20 protein-coding genes and 2 pseudogenes are annotated in these 18134 nt (G+C 32.7%); 10 read left to right on the top strand and 12 right to left on the bottom strand.

The window, feature by feature from the left end; genetic code table 11:
- Window position 1 precedes the first annotated feature (1 nt).
- Both ACQH1V_RS05900 and ACQH1V_RS05905 read right to left on the bottom strand, forming a co-directional pair.
- Window positions 2–400 carry a PIN domain-containing protein gene (locus ACQH1V_RS05900; RefSeq protein ID WP_094649822.1) on the bottom strand — a complete coding sequence of 133 codons (399 nt, stop codon included), beginning with the start codon at window positions 398–400 and terminating at the stop codon, window positions 2–4.
- Window positions 397–651: an AbrB/MazE/SpoVT family DNA-binding domain-containing protein gene (locus tag ACQH1V_RS05905; RefSeq protein WP_094649821.1), complete on the bottom strand. Its 255-nt coding sequence runs from the start codon at window positions 649–651 to the stop codon at window positions 397–399. Before ACQH1V_RS05905 ends, ACQH1V_RS05900 begins: the two co-directional genes overlap by 4 nt.
- A 525-nt stretch (window positions 652–1176) precedes the next feature.
- Between ACQH1V_RS05905 and ACQH1V_RS05910 the strand changes: the two genes are divergently transcribed.
- From ACQH1V_RS05910 to ACQH1V_RS05920, 3 genes are all read left to right on the top strand, one after another.
- Window positions 1177–2343 carry a hypothetical protein gene (locus tag ACQH1V_RS05910; protein WP_425360165.1) on the top strand — a complete coding sequence of 389 codons (1167 nt, stop codon included), beginning with the start codon at window positions 1177–1179 and terminating at the stop codon, window positions 2341–2343.
- 45 nt (window positions 2344–2388) lie between these two features.
- Entirely contained in the window at window positions 2389–2907 is a 519-nt protein-coding gene (locus tag ACQH1V_RS05915) for an acyloxyacyl hydrolase (RefSeq protein WP_250310975.1), read from the top strand.
- 271 nt (window positions 2908–3178) lie between these two features.
- The gene (locus tag ACQH1V_RS05920; RefSeq protein WP_425360166.1) at window positions 3179–3868 is read left to right on the top strand and encodes a hypothetical protein; all 690 of its coding nucleotides are present in this window, start codon (window positions 3179–3181) and stop codon (window positions 3866–3868) included.
- A gap of 253 nt (window positions 3869–4121) precedes the next feature.
- Here the strand turns inward: ACQH1V_RS05920 and ACQH1V_RS05925 are convergent.
- The 4 genes and pseudogenes from ACQH1V_RS05925 to ACQH1V_RS05940 all read right to left on the bottom strand — a co-directional run.
- Window positions 4122–4595, bottom strand: a pseudogene (locus tag ACQH1V_RS05925) (bifunctional methylenetetrahydrofolate dehydrogenase/methenyltetrahydrofolate cyclohydrolase); the annotation flags it as partial.
- 105 nt (window positions 4596–4700) lie between these two features.
- Window positions 4701–5102: pseudogene (locus tag ACQH1V_RS05930) on the bottom strand (tetrahydrofolate dehydrogenase/cyclohydrolase catalytic domain-containing protein); the annotation flags it as partial.
- Between the two features lie 349 nt (window positions 5103–5451).
- The gene (locus tag ACQH1V_RS05935) at window positions 5452–6021 is read right to left on the bottom strand and encodes a cell cycle transcriptional regulator TrcR (protein ID WP_094649041.1); all 570 of its coding nucleotides are present in this window, start codon (window positions 6019–6021) and stop codon (window positions 5452–5454) included.
- Between the two features lie 192 nt (window positions 6022–6213).
- Complete coding sequence (locus ACQH1V_RS05940; protein ID WP_425360167.1) at window positions 6214–6942, bottom strand: OmpW family outer membrane protein; 729 nt, start codon at window positions 6940–6942, stop codon at window positions 6214–6216.
- Between the two features lie 176 nt (window positions 6943–7118).
- On the opposite strand from ACQH1V_RS05940, the gene ACQH1V_RS05945 reads away from it, so the two are divergent.
- Window positions 7119–8009: a DMT family transporter gene (locus ACQH1V_RS05945; protein ID WP_094649043.1), complete on the top strand. Its 891-nt coding sequence runs from the start codon at window positions 7119–7121 to the stop codon at window positions 8007–8009.
- Entirely contained in the window at window positions 8002–9252 is a 1251-nt protein-coding gene (locus ACQH1V_RS05950; RefSeq protein ID WP_425360892.1) for an MFS transporter, read from the top strand. Before ACQH1V_RS05945 ends, ACQH1V_RS05950 begins: the two co-directional genes overlap by 8 nt.
- Before the next feature lie 167 nt (window positions 9253–9419).
- Here the strand turns inward: ACQH1V_RS05950 and ACQH1V_RS05955 are convergent, their stop codons facing one another.
- From ACQH1V_RS05955 to ACQH1V_RS05980, 6 genes are all read right to left on the bottom strand, one after another.
- The gene (locus tag ACQH1V_RS05955; protein WP_425360168.1) at window positions 9420–10289 is read right to left on the bottom strand and encodes a metal ABC transporter substrate-binding protein; all 870 of its coding nucleotides are present in this window, start codon (window positions 10287–10289) and stop codon (window positions 9420–9422) included.
- Window positions 10290–10377: 88 nt separating this feature from the next.
- Entirely contained in the window at window positions 10378–10791 is a 414-nt protein-coding gene (locus tag ACQH1V_RS05960) for a nucleotidyltransferase domain-containing protein (protein WP_425360169.1), read from the bottom strand.
- Window positions 10792–10793: 2 nt separating this feature from the next.
- Window positions 10794–11234 carry a nucleotidyltransferase substrate binding protein gene (locus ACQH1V_RS05965; RefSeq protein WP_094649046.1) on the bottom strand — a complete coding sequence of 147 codons (441 nt, stop codon included), beginning with the start codon at window positions 11232–11234 and terminating at the stop codon, window positions 10794–10796.
- Between the two features lie 44 nt (window positions 11235–11278).
- Window positions 11279–11542: a hypothetical protein gene (locus tag ACQH1V_RS05970; RefSeq protein ID WP_425360170.1), complete on the bottom strand. Its 264-nt coding sequence runs from the start codon at window positions 11540–11542 to the stop codon at window positions 11279–11281.
- A 49-nt stretch (window positions 11543–11591) separates the two neighbouring features.
- Window positions 11592–12797, bottom strand: a complete 1206-nt coding sequence (locus ACQH1V_RS05975) for a CCA tRNA nucleotidyltransferase (protein WP_425360171.1) — start codon at window positions 12795–12797, stop codon at window positions 11592–11594.
- Between the two features lie 109 nt (window positions 12798–12906).
- Window positions 12907–13779: a TIGR01459 family HAD-type hydrolase gene (locus ACQH1V_RS05980; protein ID WP_094649048.1), complete on the bottom strand. Its 873-nt coding sequence runs from the start codon at window positions 13777–13779 to the stop codon at window positions 12907–12909.
- Between the two features lie 156 nt (window positions 13780–13935).
- Here ACQH1V_RS05980 and ACQH1V_RS05985 point away from each other — a divergent pair, with 156 nt between their 5' ends.
- The 5 genes from ACQH1V_RS05985 (at window position 13936) to trxB (ending at window position 18134) form a co-directional block, all read left to right on the top strand.
- Window positions 13936–14082, top strand: coding sequence for a palindromic element RPE2 domain-containing protein (locus ACQH1V_RS05985; protein ID WP_094649049.1), 147 nt, complete (start codon window positions 13936–13938; stop codon window positions 14080–14082).
- A 328-nt stretch (window positions 14083–14410) separates the two neighbouring features.
- Window positions 14411–15271, top strand: coding sequence for a ribonuclease D (locus ACQH1V_RS05990; protein WP_425360172.1), 861 nt, complete (start codon window positions 14411–14413; stop codon window positions 15269–15271).
- Between the two features lie 91 nt (window positions 15272–15362).
- Complete coding sequence (locus tag ACQH1V_RS05995) at window positions 15363–16292, top strand: AEC family transporter (RefSeq protein ID WP_094649051.1); 930 nt, start codon at window positions 15363–15365, stop codon at window positions 16290–16292.
- A gap of 9 nt (window positions 16293–16301) precedes the next feature.
- Window positions 16302–17180, top strand: a complete 879-nt coding sequence (locus tag ACQH1V_RS06000) for an alpha/beta fold hydrolase (RefSeq protein ID WP_425360173.1) — start codon at window positions 16302–16304, stop codon at window positions 17178–17180.
- 21 nt (window positions 17181–17201) lie between these two features.
- Window positions 17202–18134: a thioredoxin-disulfide reductase gene (gene trxB / locus ACQH1V_RS06005; protein ID WP_425360174.1), complete on the top strand. Its 933-nt coding sequence runs from the start codon at window positions 17202–17204 to the stop codon at window positions 18132–18134.

Below are 18134 nucleotides of genomic sequence, written 5' to 3' on the forward strand. Positions count from 1 at the left end.
ATTATTCTTTTTTTAATTGTTTATTTGCTAAATTGAGTAATTTTTGATCAAAAGAAAGAATGGGTAAATCTGTAGTAACTGCTTTAGCTAGAAGAATACAATCAACTATATGCAAATTATATTTTAAATAATAATCTAAAGCTAATAAAAAATAGTTCTTATCACTTTGAATTCCTTTATAAGTTAGCATCTCAGATAAGGTTAAAGTTATTTTATCCCTGGGAACTTTATAGAAAGAAGATAAGACAAATATTACTTCCGTAAATACTGTTTGTTCAATTATAAGAGTAATATGACCGGTTTTAGCTTGTTCAAATATTTCTTTGGTTTTACTAAACATTTCTGGATTATCGGCAATAAGATAACGAAGGATAAAGTTGCTATCACAAATATATTTCACTTCACTACCTTATTAGCTTCTTTAGAATAGGTATTATCAAGCCATGCTTGTTGTCTGATTTCATCAAATGAAGGCTCTGAATCTTTCCGATAAATAGAAAGAGCTCCCCCAAGGTCACAGACAGGGGATAATATTAATTGATTATTATCATTAACCTCTAAGGTAACAATGTTAGATTTTAAAATATCTCTAACTTTCTTTGGTAAGACAATCTGCCCCTTAGAACTAATAGTAAACGTATTAATATACATTTGGATAATACCTAAATAGTTAATTTATATAATATTTTATTATAGTAAAATAAATTACTAAATACAAGTATTTTCATATAAAGTAAGATAGATTATAAAAGTACACAACTTGTGCAAAATTAATATTAAATTGTTTTCATATTTAGATCAGTTAATTTCTTACTTATAGATTTAAGGATGTATTTAGTAATTATTACTAAATAGTCAATTGATGAGAAGTTGGTGATTTCTTTACCCTGTCATTCCCGCGTAGGCGGGAATCTAGACCCCTGCTTACGCAGGGGTGACAGTACTAATGATTGTGAACTAACTCCTCGCAATGACATCTTAAACTTTTAAGCTATTTCCCTTATGATTTTTAAATTGCCCTGAAATCAGCTCGTTTGTTTTTTTTATTTGACAATTTGCTATAAATGTGTATTATGCGATAACTTTCATGGAACTTAGGTTTTAAATAATAACTATAGGTTGTGGTGTCTGGTTTACTCAATAACGCATAACAAATCACATTAATTCGGTAACTATATGAATGAACTTACAAAAAATGATCCAAATTTTCAATTAATTGAAGACATAAGAACAACTATTTATAAAATTGGTAAAAGAGGGTCAATTGAAGAACTGAAGCTGCTGTTACAAAAGGATACTACAGGAGCCTCTTATAAGTGTTTCTTTGGTACGGAGGATCAGGACACTTCTTGGGATAATCCTAAGGGGAATAATCTACTTTTATTAACAATAGCTGCTGCGGCAAGCTCTTTAGAAGAAGGTAATAAAGAGATTGCAAGGCAGTTGACTGGTATTATATTAAAGGACGCTCAAGACAAATTACAAAAAGAAGAGTTTGCTGAATTTATTAATTTTCGTTATGGTAATGGTACTCCGGAAGCTTATAATAACTACAGCATAGATTATGATAACACTCCCTTAACTTTAGCCATTAAAGTGGGGCTTCTCTCTGTCGCTAGTGAATTAGTAAAATTGCAGGCTAAAGTTAACGTTTCTTGTGGTTATGCTAATTTTTCACCGCTACATTTAGCGGTTTTACATTATGCAGTAAACCCGACTGATTCTTCAAATAAAAAGTTAATTGAAGAGTTAGTAAATAATGGGGCATATATTACTGCTAAAGATGAATATGGGCATACTGCAAAGGACTTGCTTGAATATGAAGGCTTGGGAATAGAAGATTTTCATTTATTCACTGTTAACGACCAAGATCTTAAAAAAGAGCTCAACCCAGAAGTTGGGCGAAAATATTCTTTTAAGGAGTTAGCAAAAAATGAACTTGTAGTAGAGTTTTTTGCAGATAAAAAATTTGATAAATTTAAAGCTAATTGGACTAATACAAATTTATTCAAGCAATTCTTAAACGAAAACCGAGAAGAAAACGGTAATAAATATATTATTGCTAGAAATGGTATTGATGAAGGAGATACTTCAGCAAATGCTTCAGAAGATAATTTTGCTGCTGCAGTGTTACACGTCCTTGGTTTTGATACTGATCCTATTATAAGAAAATTAGTTAATAATTTCTCCAATGTTCTTTATGGGATATACGATCTTAATGATGCGATTAATGGTGTTTTAGATAATCTTCCGCATCGTTCATTTGTTGATCTTTCTAATAATTCTGATAGTCTAGAGATAAACGAATTGGCTAAGTTGTTGGGTGACGTATCTGAACACTAGATATGCTTATTATCAAGGTAATCTTTTTTCAAATTTGCGGGGTATATGAATCGTTTAATATTATTAATTTTGTTTAGTATTTCTTTTTGTTTAATTGGACAAAGAGTTCTGGCTGCTGAAATAAGAATAGGGGTGCTAAAGCAGGACGTAAATTTTCGCTATGAAAAAGGCATTGCCATTAATCTCGAGTATTTATTTAGTGAAAAATATAAATTTTGGGGTGGTTATCCTCATATAGGAGCGGATATTAGCACTGGTAGATATACAAGTAGTTTTTATAGTGGGCTTACTTGGCATTTTGATATGACAGAATTTATATTTTGTGAGCTAAGCCTTGGAGGGGCGTTTCATAATGGGGAATTGAAAAAATCACCAAAACAACGAGCCTTGAAAAAACGTCCATTAGGATCAAGGCTGTTATTTAGAGAAAGTCTTAGTTTAGGGGTAAAGCTTAATGAAATACATGCAATTTCACTAATTCTTGACCATATTTCTAATGCTGATATTGTAGGGCCTAATGCAGGGTTGACTAATTTAGGCATACGATATGACTATAAATTTTAAGCAAGGCAATCCAAAATAATCATTTTCTTGGATTGTTTTGTTGCTAAAGTGAATTAACTTGAATTGGCACGTTATAAATCCGATTTAGCATCAGCGTCATTGCGAGGAGCCACTTTAGTGGCGACGAAGCAATCTAAAAAAACGATTAAAATGGATTGCTTCGGGCTATGTTTCCTCGCAATGACAGCATGATGGGTGCTTATTCGGCGTTAATTCACTATACAAGTATCCTCACAATGATGTTAGCTCTAAAATATAATGGAGTGGAAAAATGAAAGATATTACTACTGATTATTCAGAGTTAAAGGTAGAGAGTATAAGGGATCATTTGGTTGAGCGTGTTGAATCACTGCCCATAGACCCGCCTGATACTAAAAAAGCTCTTATACAAAATATACTCAACACCCCTAAAAGCTCTGTCAACCCAAAAGATACTTTGCAGAAAGCTGCTGTAATAATAGACATAATGGCAAAAGTTGTATTACCGCATTCGAGTGATTTTCTACAAGGTGCCCATATAATAGTTGAAGATAATGGGAGTATGTATGATAAATTAAAAGATCTAGGGCTGGTTAAAGAACGTTTTTCTTCTCACCATAGGGGCAATAAGGCTGAGTCCGATGCGTCAATTCAAGCTGGCGAAATATTTAGAGAATTTTTAGTTGGCAAAACAAAAGATGGTAAGACATGGTTTCAGTTAGAAGCTCATTCTATCGGTGGGATTAAAAATTTTGTAAAACACATGGTAGATTATATAACTTACGTATTAACTGGTAAAAATGTCGGACAATACGGTTTATCAGAGCATGTAGATAGTAATCCTATTGTATTGGATGCTAAACAAGTTAATCAAAAAACTAAAAAACAAGCCTCTCTCACAACTAGCAATTTTGTAAAAAAAATAGAAGAAGAGCGGCATAGAACTAAATCAGGACTATCAAAAAATACGGTTGAACGTTAGTCTGATAACTAACCTGATTGTATAGTCAATTAAACTCGTCATTGTGAGCGAATGTATGTGAGCCTGTCACCCCTGCTTTGGTACGGGGTCTAGTACTACAGTTGTAGATTGAATGTGAGTGTTCACGGAAAAAAGGTTAAAGTATAAGATGTCATTGCGAGGAGGTTGCCAGACCGACGAAGCAATCCAGGAAAGTGATTAAAAATGGATTGCTTCGTTGACCTTACGGTCTCCTCGCAATGACGTTAGTTTATTATGGATATATGTGGTTATTTTGTTTTGCTGCTTTGAGGGTATTCTTCAGCAAGAAAGCAACGGTCATTGGTCCAACGCCGCCTGGAACTGGTGATATATATCGTACTTTATCTACAACATTTGGAAAATCAACGTCTCCAACCATTTTGTCACTATTGGCAAGTTTACTAATACCAACGTCAATCACTATAGATTGTCGGTTAAAGTATTCTTCTGTTAATGTTAAAGGTGAGCCGATAGCTGATATTACTATGTCGGCACGGGAAGTTATAGAATGTAAGTTTTGAGTTTTTGAGTGACATAAAGTAACAGTGCAATCTTCTCTAAGTAATAAAGCTGATAATGGTTTTCCGACAATATTAGAACGTCCTATAACTACAACATTCTTGCCAGCTAAATTTTTCTCAACTTGTTTAAGTAACTCAATGCAGCCAAGAGCTGTGCAAGGTATAAAGCTGTTACCTAAGTTACTATAGTCAATTGATGAGAAGTTGGGGACGTTGTCGCTCAATGCTCGCCTATTACTTATAGGCGTCGCTCCATCGTTCCTAGCCCCAAATTCTCCTGAATTGACTATATGTAGATAACCAACATTTATGGGGTGAAAACCATCAACATCTTTGCTAGGATCAATAGCAGATAAGATTAAATTTTTATTGATATGCTTAGGTAAGGGGAGTTGTACGATAATTCCAGAGATATTTGAATTATTATTAAGTATATTGATTTCATTCAGTAGATGGTCAATTTGAACTTCATTCGGCAAATTTATTTGCAAAGCATTCATACCAATTTTTGTTGCTGCTTTGAGCTTATTTCTTACATATATACTACTAGCTGGATTATCGCCCACTAATATAATAGCAAGAGTTGGTATCAAATTATGTTGTTTCTTGAGTAAATTGATTTCTATCTTTAGTTTAGATAATATTTGTTCTGCAAAATATTTACCGTTGATTATATTACCGTATTCATTCACTATTTATTTGCTCTCTATTTATGTTAGGCGATGCACAAAAGGTTCTGCAGCATTATTGCACATATAGTCAATTGATGAGAAGTTGGTGACGTCGTCGCTCAATGCTCACCTATTACTTATAGGCGTCGCTCCATCGTTCCTGCTACCCAATTCCCCTGAATTGACTATAGGCGTTAGTTTAAGAAAATAATAATTGAAAAACCGTCATTGCGAGGAGACCTTAAGGTCGACGAAGCAATCCAGAAAAGTGATTAAAAATGGATTGCCACGTCACCTACGGTGGCTCGCTAATAGACGACTTATAATTGCTTCAGCCACTAAAGTGCCTCCTCGCAATTTGACTATAATCCTATTCTTTAGAGGTTTTTTCTTCTTGTTGGGGTAAAAATTTTGCTTGCTCAATATTCTTGTCTAATTCCACTTGGCTACAAATTCCAAGTAATACTGGATCACGTGGGCGAATATTCTTCATGTTCCAGTGACTACGATCACGAATAGCATCTATGGTAGATTTGGTAGTACCAACTAACTTAACAATTTGATTATCTAAAATTTCTGGACAATTTTTAAGTATCCAATATATCGCATCTGGTTTATCTTGACGTCTAGCAATAGGAGTGTACTTAGATTGTTGTTTTTTCTTAGTATTTATCAAATCATATGCAGCATTAACAGAAATCCTTAAACTACTAGTTGAATCTTTTGTACAACGTATGATTTCTTCTTTGGTTAATTGTCCGCCAGCGATTGGGTCTAACCCCTTAATACCGTGAGATACTTCGCCATCAGCAATGCCTTTAATTTCAAACTCATGAATTCCACAAAAATCAGCTATCTGCTTAAATGTTAATGCAGTATTATCAATTAACCAAATAGCAGTTGCTCTAGGCAGTATAGGTAATTTTTGTTGTGAACTCATAGTAAACTAATATAATATTAATATGTGATTTTCTAAAAAATATAATCTCTTCTAGCTGATAAGTCAACAATAGACTTTTAAATCGCCCTGATATAGTCAATTCAGGGGGATTTGGTGCTAGGAACGATGGAGCGACGCCTATAAGTAATAGGCGAGTGACGACGTCACCAACTTCCCATCAATTGACTATACCTAAAACCTAAAACCAACGCCTATGGCAATCATTAACGGATTAAACTTTACCTTAGAGGAGATAGCTTTTCTTACTAAAGGAGATTTATACTCAACCGTGGTATTAAGAAAATACTTTTTTACATCTAAGTTAACAAATGTATCATCCTTAGCATATAAATCGACTCCAAGCTGTAACACAGCACCATGACCATTTCTGACCGTACACCCTTTAGAGCTATTAACAAAATAAGCTCCATGGTAACCAACACCAATATAAGGTCTGATAGCACCAAAAGGAGCTATATGGTATTGTCCTGTAACAGTTAATGGAATCATATAAAGAGCTCTTCTTTTGGCAACTTCTTCTGGATTGGTGCCATAATTATAAGCCACATTCTTTAAATTGCTATTTTTATTACGTAATACATCGAAACCTAAAGATAACTCTGCGGCAACATAATTAGCAAAAAATACTGAGGTGGAAGCCTCTATACCATAACCATTTTCGGCAAAGGTACCAATCGATACTGGGTCTTTGACAGTAGCCTTAGGAAAATCTGTTTGCTTTGCACTAGATTTTATACCAATTGCTCTCATCCTAAATACTAAACCACCATCATTCTCATAATAATTAGCATTATAGTCAGCACCATAATCATTATCAGCTGAATCATTATTAGCAAAGCTAGAAATACTAGCACAACTTACCAACAGAAATATCCCTAATTTTCTTGCAACTTTTATCATAACTACTAAACCTTCTCTTGCTTTAAATATATTGCTGTACTATATATATTCTTCTTATCTGAAAATCAAATGATAATAAGATTTTTTAAAATTGTCTAACAATGATGATACTATAACACTAAATATAAGAAACACTAAGTATAAAAAACAAATAAACTAAAAAATTTTAGGTCTATATGAATAATAAATTAAACACTTATTTTATTGGTATTGGTTGGTTTGTATTAAGTATGCTTACTAGTGTAACTAATGATATAACGGCAAAATATCTTGGATTCAGGTTACATAGCTTTGAGGTAGCTTTTTTTCGCTTTCTCTTTAGTGCATTAATTCTTGTACCGTTTATTTTTTATTACGGGAAACAAACTCTAATTACTGATCGTCCTTTTGTCCATATTGCAAGAGGAGTTTTGTTATTTTTTGGTATGACATCTTGGACTTATGGTTTACAGCTTGCACCAGTTACTACTGCTACAATTGTTAGCCTGGCTATACCTTTGTTTACCTTGGTTTTGGCAGTATTCTTCTTAAATGAAAATATTATTTGGCAAAGATGGGCAGCAACTTTATTCGGCTTTATTGGCATTGTTGTTACTCTGAAACCGCATGCTAGTGATTTTAATCCACAAATATTGATTTTTGTATTAGCTGCTATATCTTTTGCCATGTTAGATATTATCAACAAGAAATTTGTAGTAAAAGAATCAATGATTAGCATGTTATTTTATTCTGCTCTAGTAACCTCTTTAGTATCAATACCACCATCAATAATGTATTGGAAAACCCCTAATGTTTCAGAATTTATTTTGCTATTTGTCCTAGGAGCAGGAGGTAGTTTGATTTTATTCTTTCTATTAAAGGCTTTTGCTCTAGTTGATGCTACTGCCATCGCCCCTTATAGATATTTAGAGTTAATCATTTCAGCATTAGCCGGATATCTTGTTTTTAATGAAATTCCTGAAAGTAGTACTTTATATGGAGCATTGATAGTAATTCCTGCAACATTATTTATAATATATTCTGAGAAAGATAATATAACCCAAGATGATAAAATATCGCATGAATAAACGTAAATTAGTTTTTGCAAGCGGTATAGCAAATGCATTTGAATGGTATGATTACGCTCTATTTAGTCTTTTTGCCCCTATAATAGGGGCAAAATTCTTCCCTGGATCAAACCCTAGCTCGTCTTTACTACATGCTTTTGAGGCATTTGCTCTTGGTTATCTAATGAGGCCAATAGGTGGGGTGTTTTTTGGAGTGATTGGAGATCGGTTTGGTAGAAGAACTGCTTTAAGTGCATCTATATTTTGTATGTCTTTGCCAACAGCTTTAATTGGTATGTTACCAACTTATGACGAGATAGGTATTACCGCAACTATATTGATGATTTTAGTTCGAATGTTGCAAGGTTTATCAATGGGCGGGGCACTTACTGGCTCAATTTCATTTGTTATTGAACATGCAGGTGTAGCCTATCGTGGGTTTAGTAGTAGCGTATCAATGTCCAGTATTTGTATTGGTTTATTGTTTGGTTCAGGAATTTCACAATGCATACAAAGCTTTTTATCAGCAGAGCAATTTGATGATTGGGGGTGGAGAATACCATTTTTATTAGGAATTTTTATTTTATTTGCTGGACTTTATATCAAGAAATATACAAGTGAAACTCCTAGTTTTCAAAGTATGAAGGAAGATGGTGGAATATTAAAGTCTCCTCTAAAAAAAGTTGTCTCTGTCTATTGGTTTGATATGATAATATCCATCTTTATCAATTCCACAGGCTCAGTACTATTTTATTTACAAGCTACTTATCTCATGTCATTTTTGAAGATAAATCGTAATTTTACTAATGATGAAGTTAATAACTTAGCTAATTATTGTTATATAATCATGGCAATTGTTACTTTATGTTCTGGCTATTTGTCGGACATAATTGGTCGCAAGAAAATTTTTGTGTTCAATTTATTGGTAATTATTTTAGTTATCCCATTTTTGATACAGGCAATTGAAACTGGCGATTTTTGTGTTATAATTATATCTCAAATAGTATTATCAATTTTAGCTGCCTGTTATATTGGTCCTGAACCTGCACTGCAAGCTGAATTTTATCCAACCAATGTCAGAAATACGGCTTTATCATTATCTTATAATATAGCAACTAGTATTTTTGGTGGTACAACGCCTTTAGTGATAGCATATCTTGTACAGGAAACTGGTACAATTACTTCGTCTATTTATTACATAATTGCTTGTGCTATTTTAAGTTTAATAGCTCTGTATTTTTATAAGGATCGTTCAACGGCGTAATATAGCTAATCCGACAGTTTCCTAACGTTACGTTAAATTCACAGCTGTCATGGCTCAGAGCCACTTTAGTGGCAATAGACCTTATATCTTGAAAATGTGATATAAGGTCTATTGAAGCAATCCCAAAAAAACGATTAGAATAGATTGCTTCGAAGGCTTACACCTCCTCACAGTGACGAATGATTAGAATTGTTGTTTAAGCATTTAGACACTTGATTAATTATTTTTAAATATTGATTATAAAATAAATCACTATTGATATTAGTCGCTTGCCAATTCTCACTTTCAACCTCCACTACTTCTACTTTAAAATTTTTATAAAGAGCAACATCTTGCTCTGTACTTAGTAATAAACATTTACTATTGGACATGCTTAATAAATGCTCAAGATTACTGATATATCTCAGGCTTTTCTGATCAGAGCTATATAATCTTGCAACATTTTTTTGGCTATTATTAAAAAAATATTCTAGACTGTCACTAAGTAAGATAACGTCTGTTAAAGACGTTAATCTTTGATGTTTGATTTTCGTAAGCTCCTCTATTTGTTTTTTTGCTTCTTCAAGATTTTGGTAAATAGCTGAACTAATCTCAGGAAATCGTTGAGATAATACCTGAAATAATTGTTCTAATAATAGTTTTACATTGTCTAAATCAAGCCAAATATGCCAATTATCATAAGAATTATTACTAATAACTCTTAACCCATTAAAATTACTAATTTTAATGACATTTTTACTATGACCATTCATTAATTTGCCAGCAAAGCCATCAAATTGCTCATCTATATAAAATACAATATCTGCATTTTTAACTTTTTTAAGATCACTAGGTCTTAAATTATAATGATGCGGACAATCATTGTTATTGGCAATAGCAACAATTTCTGCCTGGTCTTTCACTAACATCGCTATAATGCTTGCTAGTGGGGTGATACTAGTAACAATTTTCACCTTACTTCTACTGGCAAAAGCTCCATAATTAAATAATATGATAATTATAGCAATAAAAATGCTAGCACTAATATTAATTTTCATTTTTTTTTAATTTTTTATGATGAATAAATAATTTGTTCACTAACAGACTTTAGTTTACTACTATAAACACTGATTTTTATCTGTATAGTCAATTGATGAGAAGTTGGGAACGTTTGTCGCTCAATGCTCGCCTATTACTTATAGGCGTCGTTCCATCGTTCCTAGCCCCAAATTCTCCTGAATTGACTATAAAATGATCATGTGTAAATAACAACAACATATTATTATCAATATTATCCTTAAGAGGAGAACAGGTGATCAAATCATAAACTTGTAAGTCTATTTTGATTGGTAAATTACTGTCATTAAGTAGCGTAAATATACGATCCATAGTCTTCTCATCAAGTGAGCCATAAATTACTAAGTCAATATCGGAGTTAGGACGGTAAAGACCAGTAGCACGTGAACCAAATAAACCAACACGATCGATTTTCTCTGAGAAGGGCAACAAAATACTACGCAGTGTATTTAATTGTTTTGCACTTAATCCATGGTTAGACATCTTTACCTTCTATATTCTGCTGCAAGTTCCAACATTTTTAGATTCATGCTCTCTAATTCAGGATAATAATTTTTTTCAATATCTATAATAATCTTCTCAAATTTTTTGAAGTCATAAGTATGTGACATTTTATTACGAGAATCTAGAGCATCCATCCATATTTCACCATTGTTGATTAAGTTAGCAGCTATTGATGCTTTAATTACAGCAGCTGGGGTAACGGTTTCCAGTACAACACCTTTATATTCCAGATAATCTTTAAGCACTTTCCATGTCAATTCCCATGTATATTCGAAACGTTGAATAATTCCTTCTTGTTCTAACTGGCTTACCTTACGTTCTCGCATTATATATATAGCCTCACGTAATAAAGCAAAAGCACGTTTAAAATTATCAAAACGATATAACCAACGAGGTTTTTCTAAGTTACTAAGTATAGTCATATTAACTCTGTATCTAATAGCTTAATTCTTTTGAAGTTTTTATTTTAGACATGTTCAATCTTCTCAACAATTTCTTCCAAGTTATCTTTTGGTTGATTTCTTTCTGCCCACGATAATGCTTTATCTATTTTAGTCAAGGTATTTCCTTGATATAACCACTTTTCTGAGGTTGGAATAAATTCTCCTGTCTTAATGATCCATGTACCATTATCTAATTGTTCGATTAATACCATTTGTCCTGCAAATACTTTGCCAAGCGATAGTTGACCGTTGTTACCTATTACTTTCACTTGTTGATTTTGATTCATAGCATTTTCCTAATTTAGTGCCTTAAGAATTTATTGTATGATAATTATTCTAATTCTTCAAATCATTTGAGTATAATTCAAGTAATTGATGCTTATTAAGCGTAAAATCACTTTCTATCCAGGATTTTTTTAATTTACCTATCACTGTGCCAATATCTTTACCATGAATATTTATTTTCTGTAAATCATGCCCATTTACTGGAAATATTGGTCGTGGTTTGGATTTATATGTATCTAGAAATTTATTTGCTGTAGCTCTGTTTAATTTGCTTAATGATAGCAAGATATTTATACATTGTAGATAATTAGCAGGATAATCTGCAGTTTCCCACCAAATTTCTCGTAATGTAAATTCGTTGATTTCTTGATTTATAAACCTATATATAGTAATGATTTTGTTTGCTTGTTGCCGAGAAAATTTTAAATTTAATAAATCACTTAGTGATAAGTTCTTTATGTGGTAGAATAAAAGTGAATATCTAGCGTAAGGCTCTAAGGAATCGCAATTAATTGCTTCCATCAAAGGTTTTTTATCAAACTTACTAACTGGTAATATTATTTGCAATATGCCATTATCAAACATTTGCTGCAAAATATTTGGACTATTATCTGAGATAATCAATTTGTCCATCTCCCATTTTACCCGTTCTTTTGATAATAATTTAAGATTTTCTCGCAATTTAATACAAGCATCTAACCCATTAAGGTCTAATTGTCTTGCATAATAGCAGGAAAAACGAAAAAAACGTAAGATACGTAAAAAATCTTCCTGAATTCGTGCAAATGCTTGTCCGATAAATATTACTTTTGATTGTTGTAAATCATCTATTCCACCAAAATAATCATAAATTTTATGCTCAAATGGACAATAACTTAGTGCATTAATAGTAAAATCTCTTCTAGCAGCATCCTCCATAAAATCGTCAGTAAAAACAACTTCCGTGTGCCGACCATCACATTTCATGTCTTTTCTAAGTGTAGTAATCTCAAATGTTTCATTATTTAATAAAGCTGTAACTGTACCGTATTTTATGCCAGTTGGGATAACCTTAATGTTGGCTGCTGATAAAATATCTGTTACTTGCTGCGGTAATAAATTGGTTGCTATATCAATATCATAATTGACAACATTAAGGATAGCATCACGAACAGCTCCCCCGACAACCCTTGCCACTCCACCACCTAGTCTAATTATTGACAAAATTTCTTTGTAATAATTGGATTGAATAGATAATTCTCTTGTTATAATATTCATTATAGTTCCACTATTGTCATTCTCGCTTCGGTGTGGAATCTAGACCCCTGTTACGCATGGGTGGCAGAAAAATGGATTGCATTGTCGGCTTCTCCTTCTCGCAATGGCATTAGTTTGTAGTCAATTTAATCACAAAATTTGGTATTACTCCCTGCTCAGTTGCGGCAATTTGCAGATGCTGTAGTTTTTTTTCAATAGTAGGATGTTGGTTGTGAAACTTTGTCGTATTACCTGTTAATACTAAAGCAGAGTCAATTCCCAGGTTATTCGCTCCTAAAATATCAGTAAAGAAAGTATCGCCTATCATCAGAATCCGGTTCAATGGGACACCGGGTAGTTGGTTTAATACGGTATGATATATTTCTAGATGTGGCTTACCGCTGTAAATTACCTTTCCACCAAATTGCTTTATTTTTTCAGCAAAATATCCAGAACAATATCTTTGTACACCCTGTTGCATAATTCCAAGATCTGGGTTAGCACATATAGTAATTATGTTTCTTTTTACTACAGTTTTAAATAAATCATCAAACTCATCTAAATTTAAATTTTTTCCTGCATCGCGATGGAGCGTTAACAAAAAGATATTAGCTTCATCTATGTTTGTAGTAATAGGTGTCTGCAATTCATTCAGCAAATCATTGTCATCTTGACCAAGATGATAAACCACAGGGGTTTTGATACCAAATCTTTTATCACTTTCTAGTATCATATTGATGGCTACTTCACCAGAGCTAAAAACCATTTTTTCCGTTGTGTTAATACCCCAAATCTTATTAATCTTGTTAAATAAGAAAGCTCTGCTGCGTGGAGCATTAGTAACAAAAAAAACCTTCTTTTGCTGTTTAATTATTTTGTTAATATTGTCAACTACCCCAGGGTAAATCTTATTGCCTTCTACTACCACTCCCCAAAGATCAAATAAAAAAACATCATAATCATCCATTGTAGATGGAACGTCTCTAAAAGTTAGTTTTGTCATTATTGTGTACACTCTATATGAAATTTTTATAGCCTCGCTATTAGCAACGAAGCAGTTGTAAGTTAAAAGTATGATATAATAGATATTAAAGTCAATGTAAATAATGATTTATACTGCTTTTAATGGGGCGTTCAGCAATAGCCATAATAATGACTATTGCTTTGCGAGCGTGAGCAACCTTGTATAGTAAATTCAGGGGAGTTTGGTGCTAGGAACGATGGAGCGACGCCTATAAGTAATAGGCGAGCATTGAGCGACGATGTCACCAACTTCCCATCAATTGACTATAGCAATTGGTTTTAAGACCGAATGGATCTTGGTACTCTTCAAACCCCCGAGACCTTTTTATAGTTGATTGGGATGCTTTTGCACGCCCACTTACAATCGTAAACATTAAATATGTCGAGAGATATATGCTATTATATAATAATTTTATTAGTCTTGATACAGGAAAATTCAATTTTGTTGTTGCTATAGTCAATATATATGCTGCTTAATGATTCCATCATTTGACAAAGTGCTGCAAAGCTGTTAAGCTATTCTTTGAGTATAACCACGAATAAGCATGGAAAAACACTAAATTACGTAAATCCTTTAGATCAAGAGCAATTTAATTACTAATACTTCAAAAATGCTGATTATTGATAATCAAAAAATATTAAACGAATTTTGTCGGCAGTTATTGGATTGTAAGACTATAAGTGTTGATACTGAATTTTTGCGTAAGAATACTTATTTTGCTCAGCTTAGCATAATACAAATCATGACTAGTAGTCACAAAGTGATAATTGACACTTTATGTGATTTGGATCTTTCGCCTCTTAACGAAATATTTTTGAACGAGAAAATTCTTAAAATATTTCACGCTCCTAGAGAGGATTTTGAGATATTTTATCATTTATTTAAGAAATTGCCAAGAAATGTTTTTGACATACAAATTGCTGCTGGTATTTGTGATTTTGGTAAACATTTAAGTTATTCGGATATATGCAGTAAAATTTGCTTCGTTCATATTGATAAAACTTACCAAAGATCTGATTGGTTAAAACGTCCCATTAGTGCTAATCTGCTAGATTATGCTATTAAAGATGTTGAATATTTAGAACCGATTTACAAAATATTACAATCAATAATCCAAGATAATAATCTGCAAAATGAATATGACGAGCAAATAAAATCTTTGCTTAATATTGAAAATTATATTGTTGATACAAAAAAGGCTTGGCAAAAAGTCAGATTCCATAATCATTCAGAGTTTTTTATTAATAAAATGAAAATTATGGCAGCTTATCGGGAAGAACAAGCAAGTACCATAGATTTACCAAGGAGACATTTTATTAGTGATGAGGAATTAGTAAAGATTTGTCAACATTTACCTACCAGTAACAAAGATTTTGAAAATCTTAAACTAAATGGTCGCTACCTTAGTAAGCAAAAATATAGAACTCAATTAGCAGATCTGTGTCTTGCAATACAAGAATTAGGTGAATAAAGACACTTTATTTATATTAATTGTAAAATAAAATTGCTATTTTCTCAAAGGTTGACTAAAACAGAAATCTTATATATTCTGGCTTTATTGCATGGCAATGTTTAGTATAGTTTTTTTTAAAACCATTTCTGTCTTACTGAGTGTAGTAATTGGTTTCCTAGCAGGAAGATATTCTAAAGTTGAAAGAGATAGTATAGCTTCGTTGTTATTCTATTTTATATCTCCTATTGTTTTTTTTGCTATTCCTGCCAGTACTACTTTAACTTTATCATCATTAAGCGTTACTGTAGTTATTTTTTTTATTGCTACTTCCTTATCAATATTTTCCTACTATTTTTTTGGACGATATTGGTCTGATCATACACGAAACATTATAGCATTATCTGCCGGTACCGCTAATGGTGGTTATTTTATGTTACCAATAGCTGCTGCTCTCTTTGATGATTATGTTTTAAGTATCTATATGATGGCAGTTATAGGTGTAAATATTTTTGAATGCTCGGTGGGATTTTATATTTGTGCCAGAAGTTTTGCCAATAGTAGTGAAAGTATCTTGAAAGTTGTAAAGCTACCAATTTTAAATGGTTTTTTACTTGGTTGTTTATTTAGTTTCGCTGGCTTTACTTTACCTGATTTTTTAGATGATTTTATATATAATATGCGAGGGTCATTTTCTATACTTGGTATGGTTATGGTTGGTTTAGCTCTTTCAACTTTGCAAAAATTTGAAATAGACATAAAGTTTACTGTTGCCACTTTTATGGCAAAATTTCTATTTTATCCAATAGGAATTAACTTATTTATCCTTTTAGATAAATTTGTTTTAGGATGGTATGATGAGAATTATTACAATGCTTTTAGGCTTCTTGCCACTGCCCCTATGGCAGCCAATCTGATTGTTATAGCAAGTCTACAAAAATTCCATCCAGAAAAAGTTGCTACTACAGTATTCCTTTCCCTAATTTTTAGTGTAATATATATACCATTTATGGTAAGTATATTTTTAAGCGATTTGAATTAATTAGAATAGATGATACAAAAATTCATCCAAGTTGGACCGTATATTAATTGGTTTGGCTCACAATATATCCCATCTCATAAGCTGGCTTATCTTGAATTTGGCAACCCTAATAATAAAAATGTCATAGTCTGTGCCCATGGCTTGACTAGAAATGCTCATGATTTTGATAAAATTGCTATGGCATTAAGTGATAAATTTCGAGTAATTGCTATAGATTATCCAGGGCGTGGAAATAGTGATGTTTTTAAAAAGAAAGAGCATTATAACTATCCAGTATATATAAAAGATACAGTACTGTTTCTAAGGAAGTTAGGTATTAAGAACTGTATTTGGCTTGGTAGTTCCATGGGCGGAATAATTGGTATGGTTCTAGCTAGTCGATATAACAAACTTATCAAAGCCATGATTGTCAATGATATAGGTCCTTTTATTCCGTCATCCCCTTTAGTTAAAATTGGTCTATATGCAGGTCAAGTACCCTTATTTGTTGATTTAGCTAGTGCCAAGCAACATTTAAAGCTAATATATAGCCAATTTGGTATTAGTAGTGAGGAAGATTGGGATTATCTTACCAAATATAGTTTTATAAAGACTCAAGATGGAAAATATAAAATGAATTATGATCCTAACATAGTACATGGTATGAGTGCTAATACGAGTAAGCAAAAAAATGTTGATATGTGGGCTATATGGAATAAAATTATTTGTAAATTATTGGTTATCCATGGAGCTAAGTCTGATATTTTACAACAATCTACTATTGAGCAAATGAAAAAAAATAAAGAGCTGGAACTTTTTGTTGTTGATTATGCTGGTCATGTACCTTCGTTAATGACTAGTGATCAAATTAACTATATAAAATTCTGGTTAGATGGCTTGGCTAGATAATTTTTGACAAGGATATTAATTATGACTATTTCTACTAAAGTACTTATTATAGGTTCAGGTCCTGCTGGCTTAAGTGCGGCAATCTATACAGCTAGGGCAGCACTAAATCCGATATTATTACATGGTATGCAGCCAGGTGGGCAGCTAACCATTACGACAGATGTTGAAAATTATCCAGGTTTTGCTGATCCGGTGCAAGGTCCTTGGTTAATGGAGCAAATGACTCAGCAGGCAAAAAATGTTGGGGCAGAAATTATCTACGATTATGTAGAAAAGGTAGATTTATCAAAAAAACCCTTAGTGGTGACCACTGGATCTGGTATAATTTACTGGGCGGATAGTCTTATAATATGTACCGGGGCGGAAGCAAAATGGCTTAATATTCCTTCCGAAGGACAATTCAAAGGATATGGGGTCTCAGCTTGTGCCACTTGCGATGGTTTCTTTTTCAAAAATCAGCACGTATTAGTTATTGGTGGAGGTAATAGTGCTGTTGAAGAGGCATTATATTTAACCAATCATGCATGTCAGGTGACTATTGTGCATCGCGGGGATAGTTTTAGAGCCGAGAAAATTTTACAAGACAGATTATTTAAAAATCCTAAAATATCTGTCGTTTGGAATCATAGACTGGTTGAAGTTATCGGTACTGATAATCCTAAATCAGTTACCTCAGCTAGGCTAGAAAATACCCAAACAGGTGAGGTTAGCTCAATTGACTGTACTGGTATATTCATAGCGATTGGGCATATGCCAAATACTAGTTTGTTCAAAGGACAACTAGATATAGATAGTGATAATTATATTATTACTAAACCAAATTCAACGGAAACCAGTATTAGAGGTGTTTTTGCCGCTGGAGATGTACAAGATAAAATTTTTAGACAAGCAGTTACTGCTGCTGGTACTGGATGTATGGCAGCTTTAGAAGCAGAAAAGTTTTTAAACCATTAA

The organism is Candidatus Tisiphia endosymbiont of Ceraclea dissimilis (genome assembly GCF_964030735.1).
GTDB lineage: Bacteria > Pseudomonadota > Alphaproteobacteria > Rickettsiales > Rickettsiaceae > Tisiphia.

Coding starts and splice junctions, on each gene's coding strand:
- ACQH1V_RS05905 (WP_094649821.1), bottom strand. CDS start 651: ATGTATATTAATACGTTTACTATTAGTTCTAAGGGGCAGATTGTCTTA.
- ACQH1V_RS05910 (WP_425360165.1), top strand. CDS start 1,177: ATGAATGAACTTACAAAAAATGATCCAAATTTTCAATTAATTGAAGAC.
- ACQH1V_RS05915 (WP_250310975.1), top strand. CDS start 2,389: ATGAATCGTTTAATATTATTAATTTTGTTTAGTATTTCTTTTTGTTTA.
- ACQH1V_RS05920 (WP_425360166.1), top strand. CDS start 3,179: ATGAAAGATATTACTACTGATTATTCAGAGTTAAAGGTAGAGAGTATA.
- ACQH1V_RS05935 (WP_094649041.1), bottom strand. CDS start 6,021: ATGAGTTCACAACAAAAATTACCTATACTGCCTAGAGCAACTGCTATT.
- ACQH1V_RS05940 (WP_425360167.1), bottom strand. CDS start 6,942: ATGATAAAAGTTGCAAGAAAATTAGGGATATTTCTGTTGGTAAGTTGT.
- ACQH1V_RS05945 (WP_094649043.1), top strand. CDS start 7,119: ATGAATAATAAATTAAACACTTATTTTATTGGTATTGGTTGGTTTGTA.
- ACQH1V_RS05950 (WP_425360892.1), top strand. CDS start 8,002: ATGAATAAACGTAAATTAGTTTTTGCAAGCGGTATAGCAAATGCATTT.
- ACQH1V_RS05955 (WP_425360168.1), bottom strand. CDS start 10,289: ATGAAAATTAATATTAGTGCTAGCATTTTTATTGCTATAATTATCATA.
- ACQH1V_RS05960 (WP_425360169.1), bottom strand. CDS start 10,791: ATGTCTAACCATGGATTAAGTGCAAAACAATTAAATACACTGCGTAGT.
- ACQH1V_RS05965 (WP_094649046.1), bottom strand. CDS start 11,234: ATGACTATACTTAGTAACTTAGAAAAACCTCGTTGGTTATATCGTTTT.
- ACQH1V_RS05970 (WP_425360170.1), bottom strand. CDS start 11,542: ATGAATCAAAATCAACAAGTGAAAGTAATAGGTAACAACGGTCAACTA.
- ACQH1V_RS05975 (WP_425360171.1), bottom strand. CDS start 12,797: ATGAATATTATAACAAGAGAATTATCTATTCAATCCAATTATTACAAA.
- ACQH1V_RS05980 (WP_094649048.1), bottom strand. CDS start 13,779: ATGACAAAACTAACTTTTAGAGACGTTCCATCTACAATGGATGATTAT.
- ACQH1V_RS05990 (WP_425360172.1), top strand. CDS start 14,411: ATGCTGATTATTGATAATCAAAAAATATTAAACGAATTTTGTCGGCAG.
- ACQH1V_RS05995 (WP_094649051.1), top strand. CDS start 15,363: ATGGCAATGTTTAGTATAGTTTTTTTTAAAACCATTTCTGTCTTACTG.
- ACQH1V_RS06000 (WP_425360173.1), top strand. CDS start 16,302: ATGATACAAAAATTCATCCAAGTTGGACCGTATATTAATTGGTTTGGC.
- trxB (WP_425360174.1), top strand. CDS start 17,202: ATGACTATTTCTACTAAAGTACTTATTATAGGTTCAGGTCCTGCTGGC.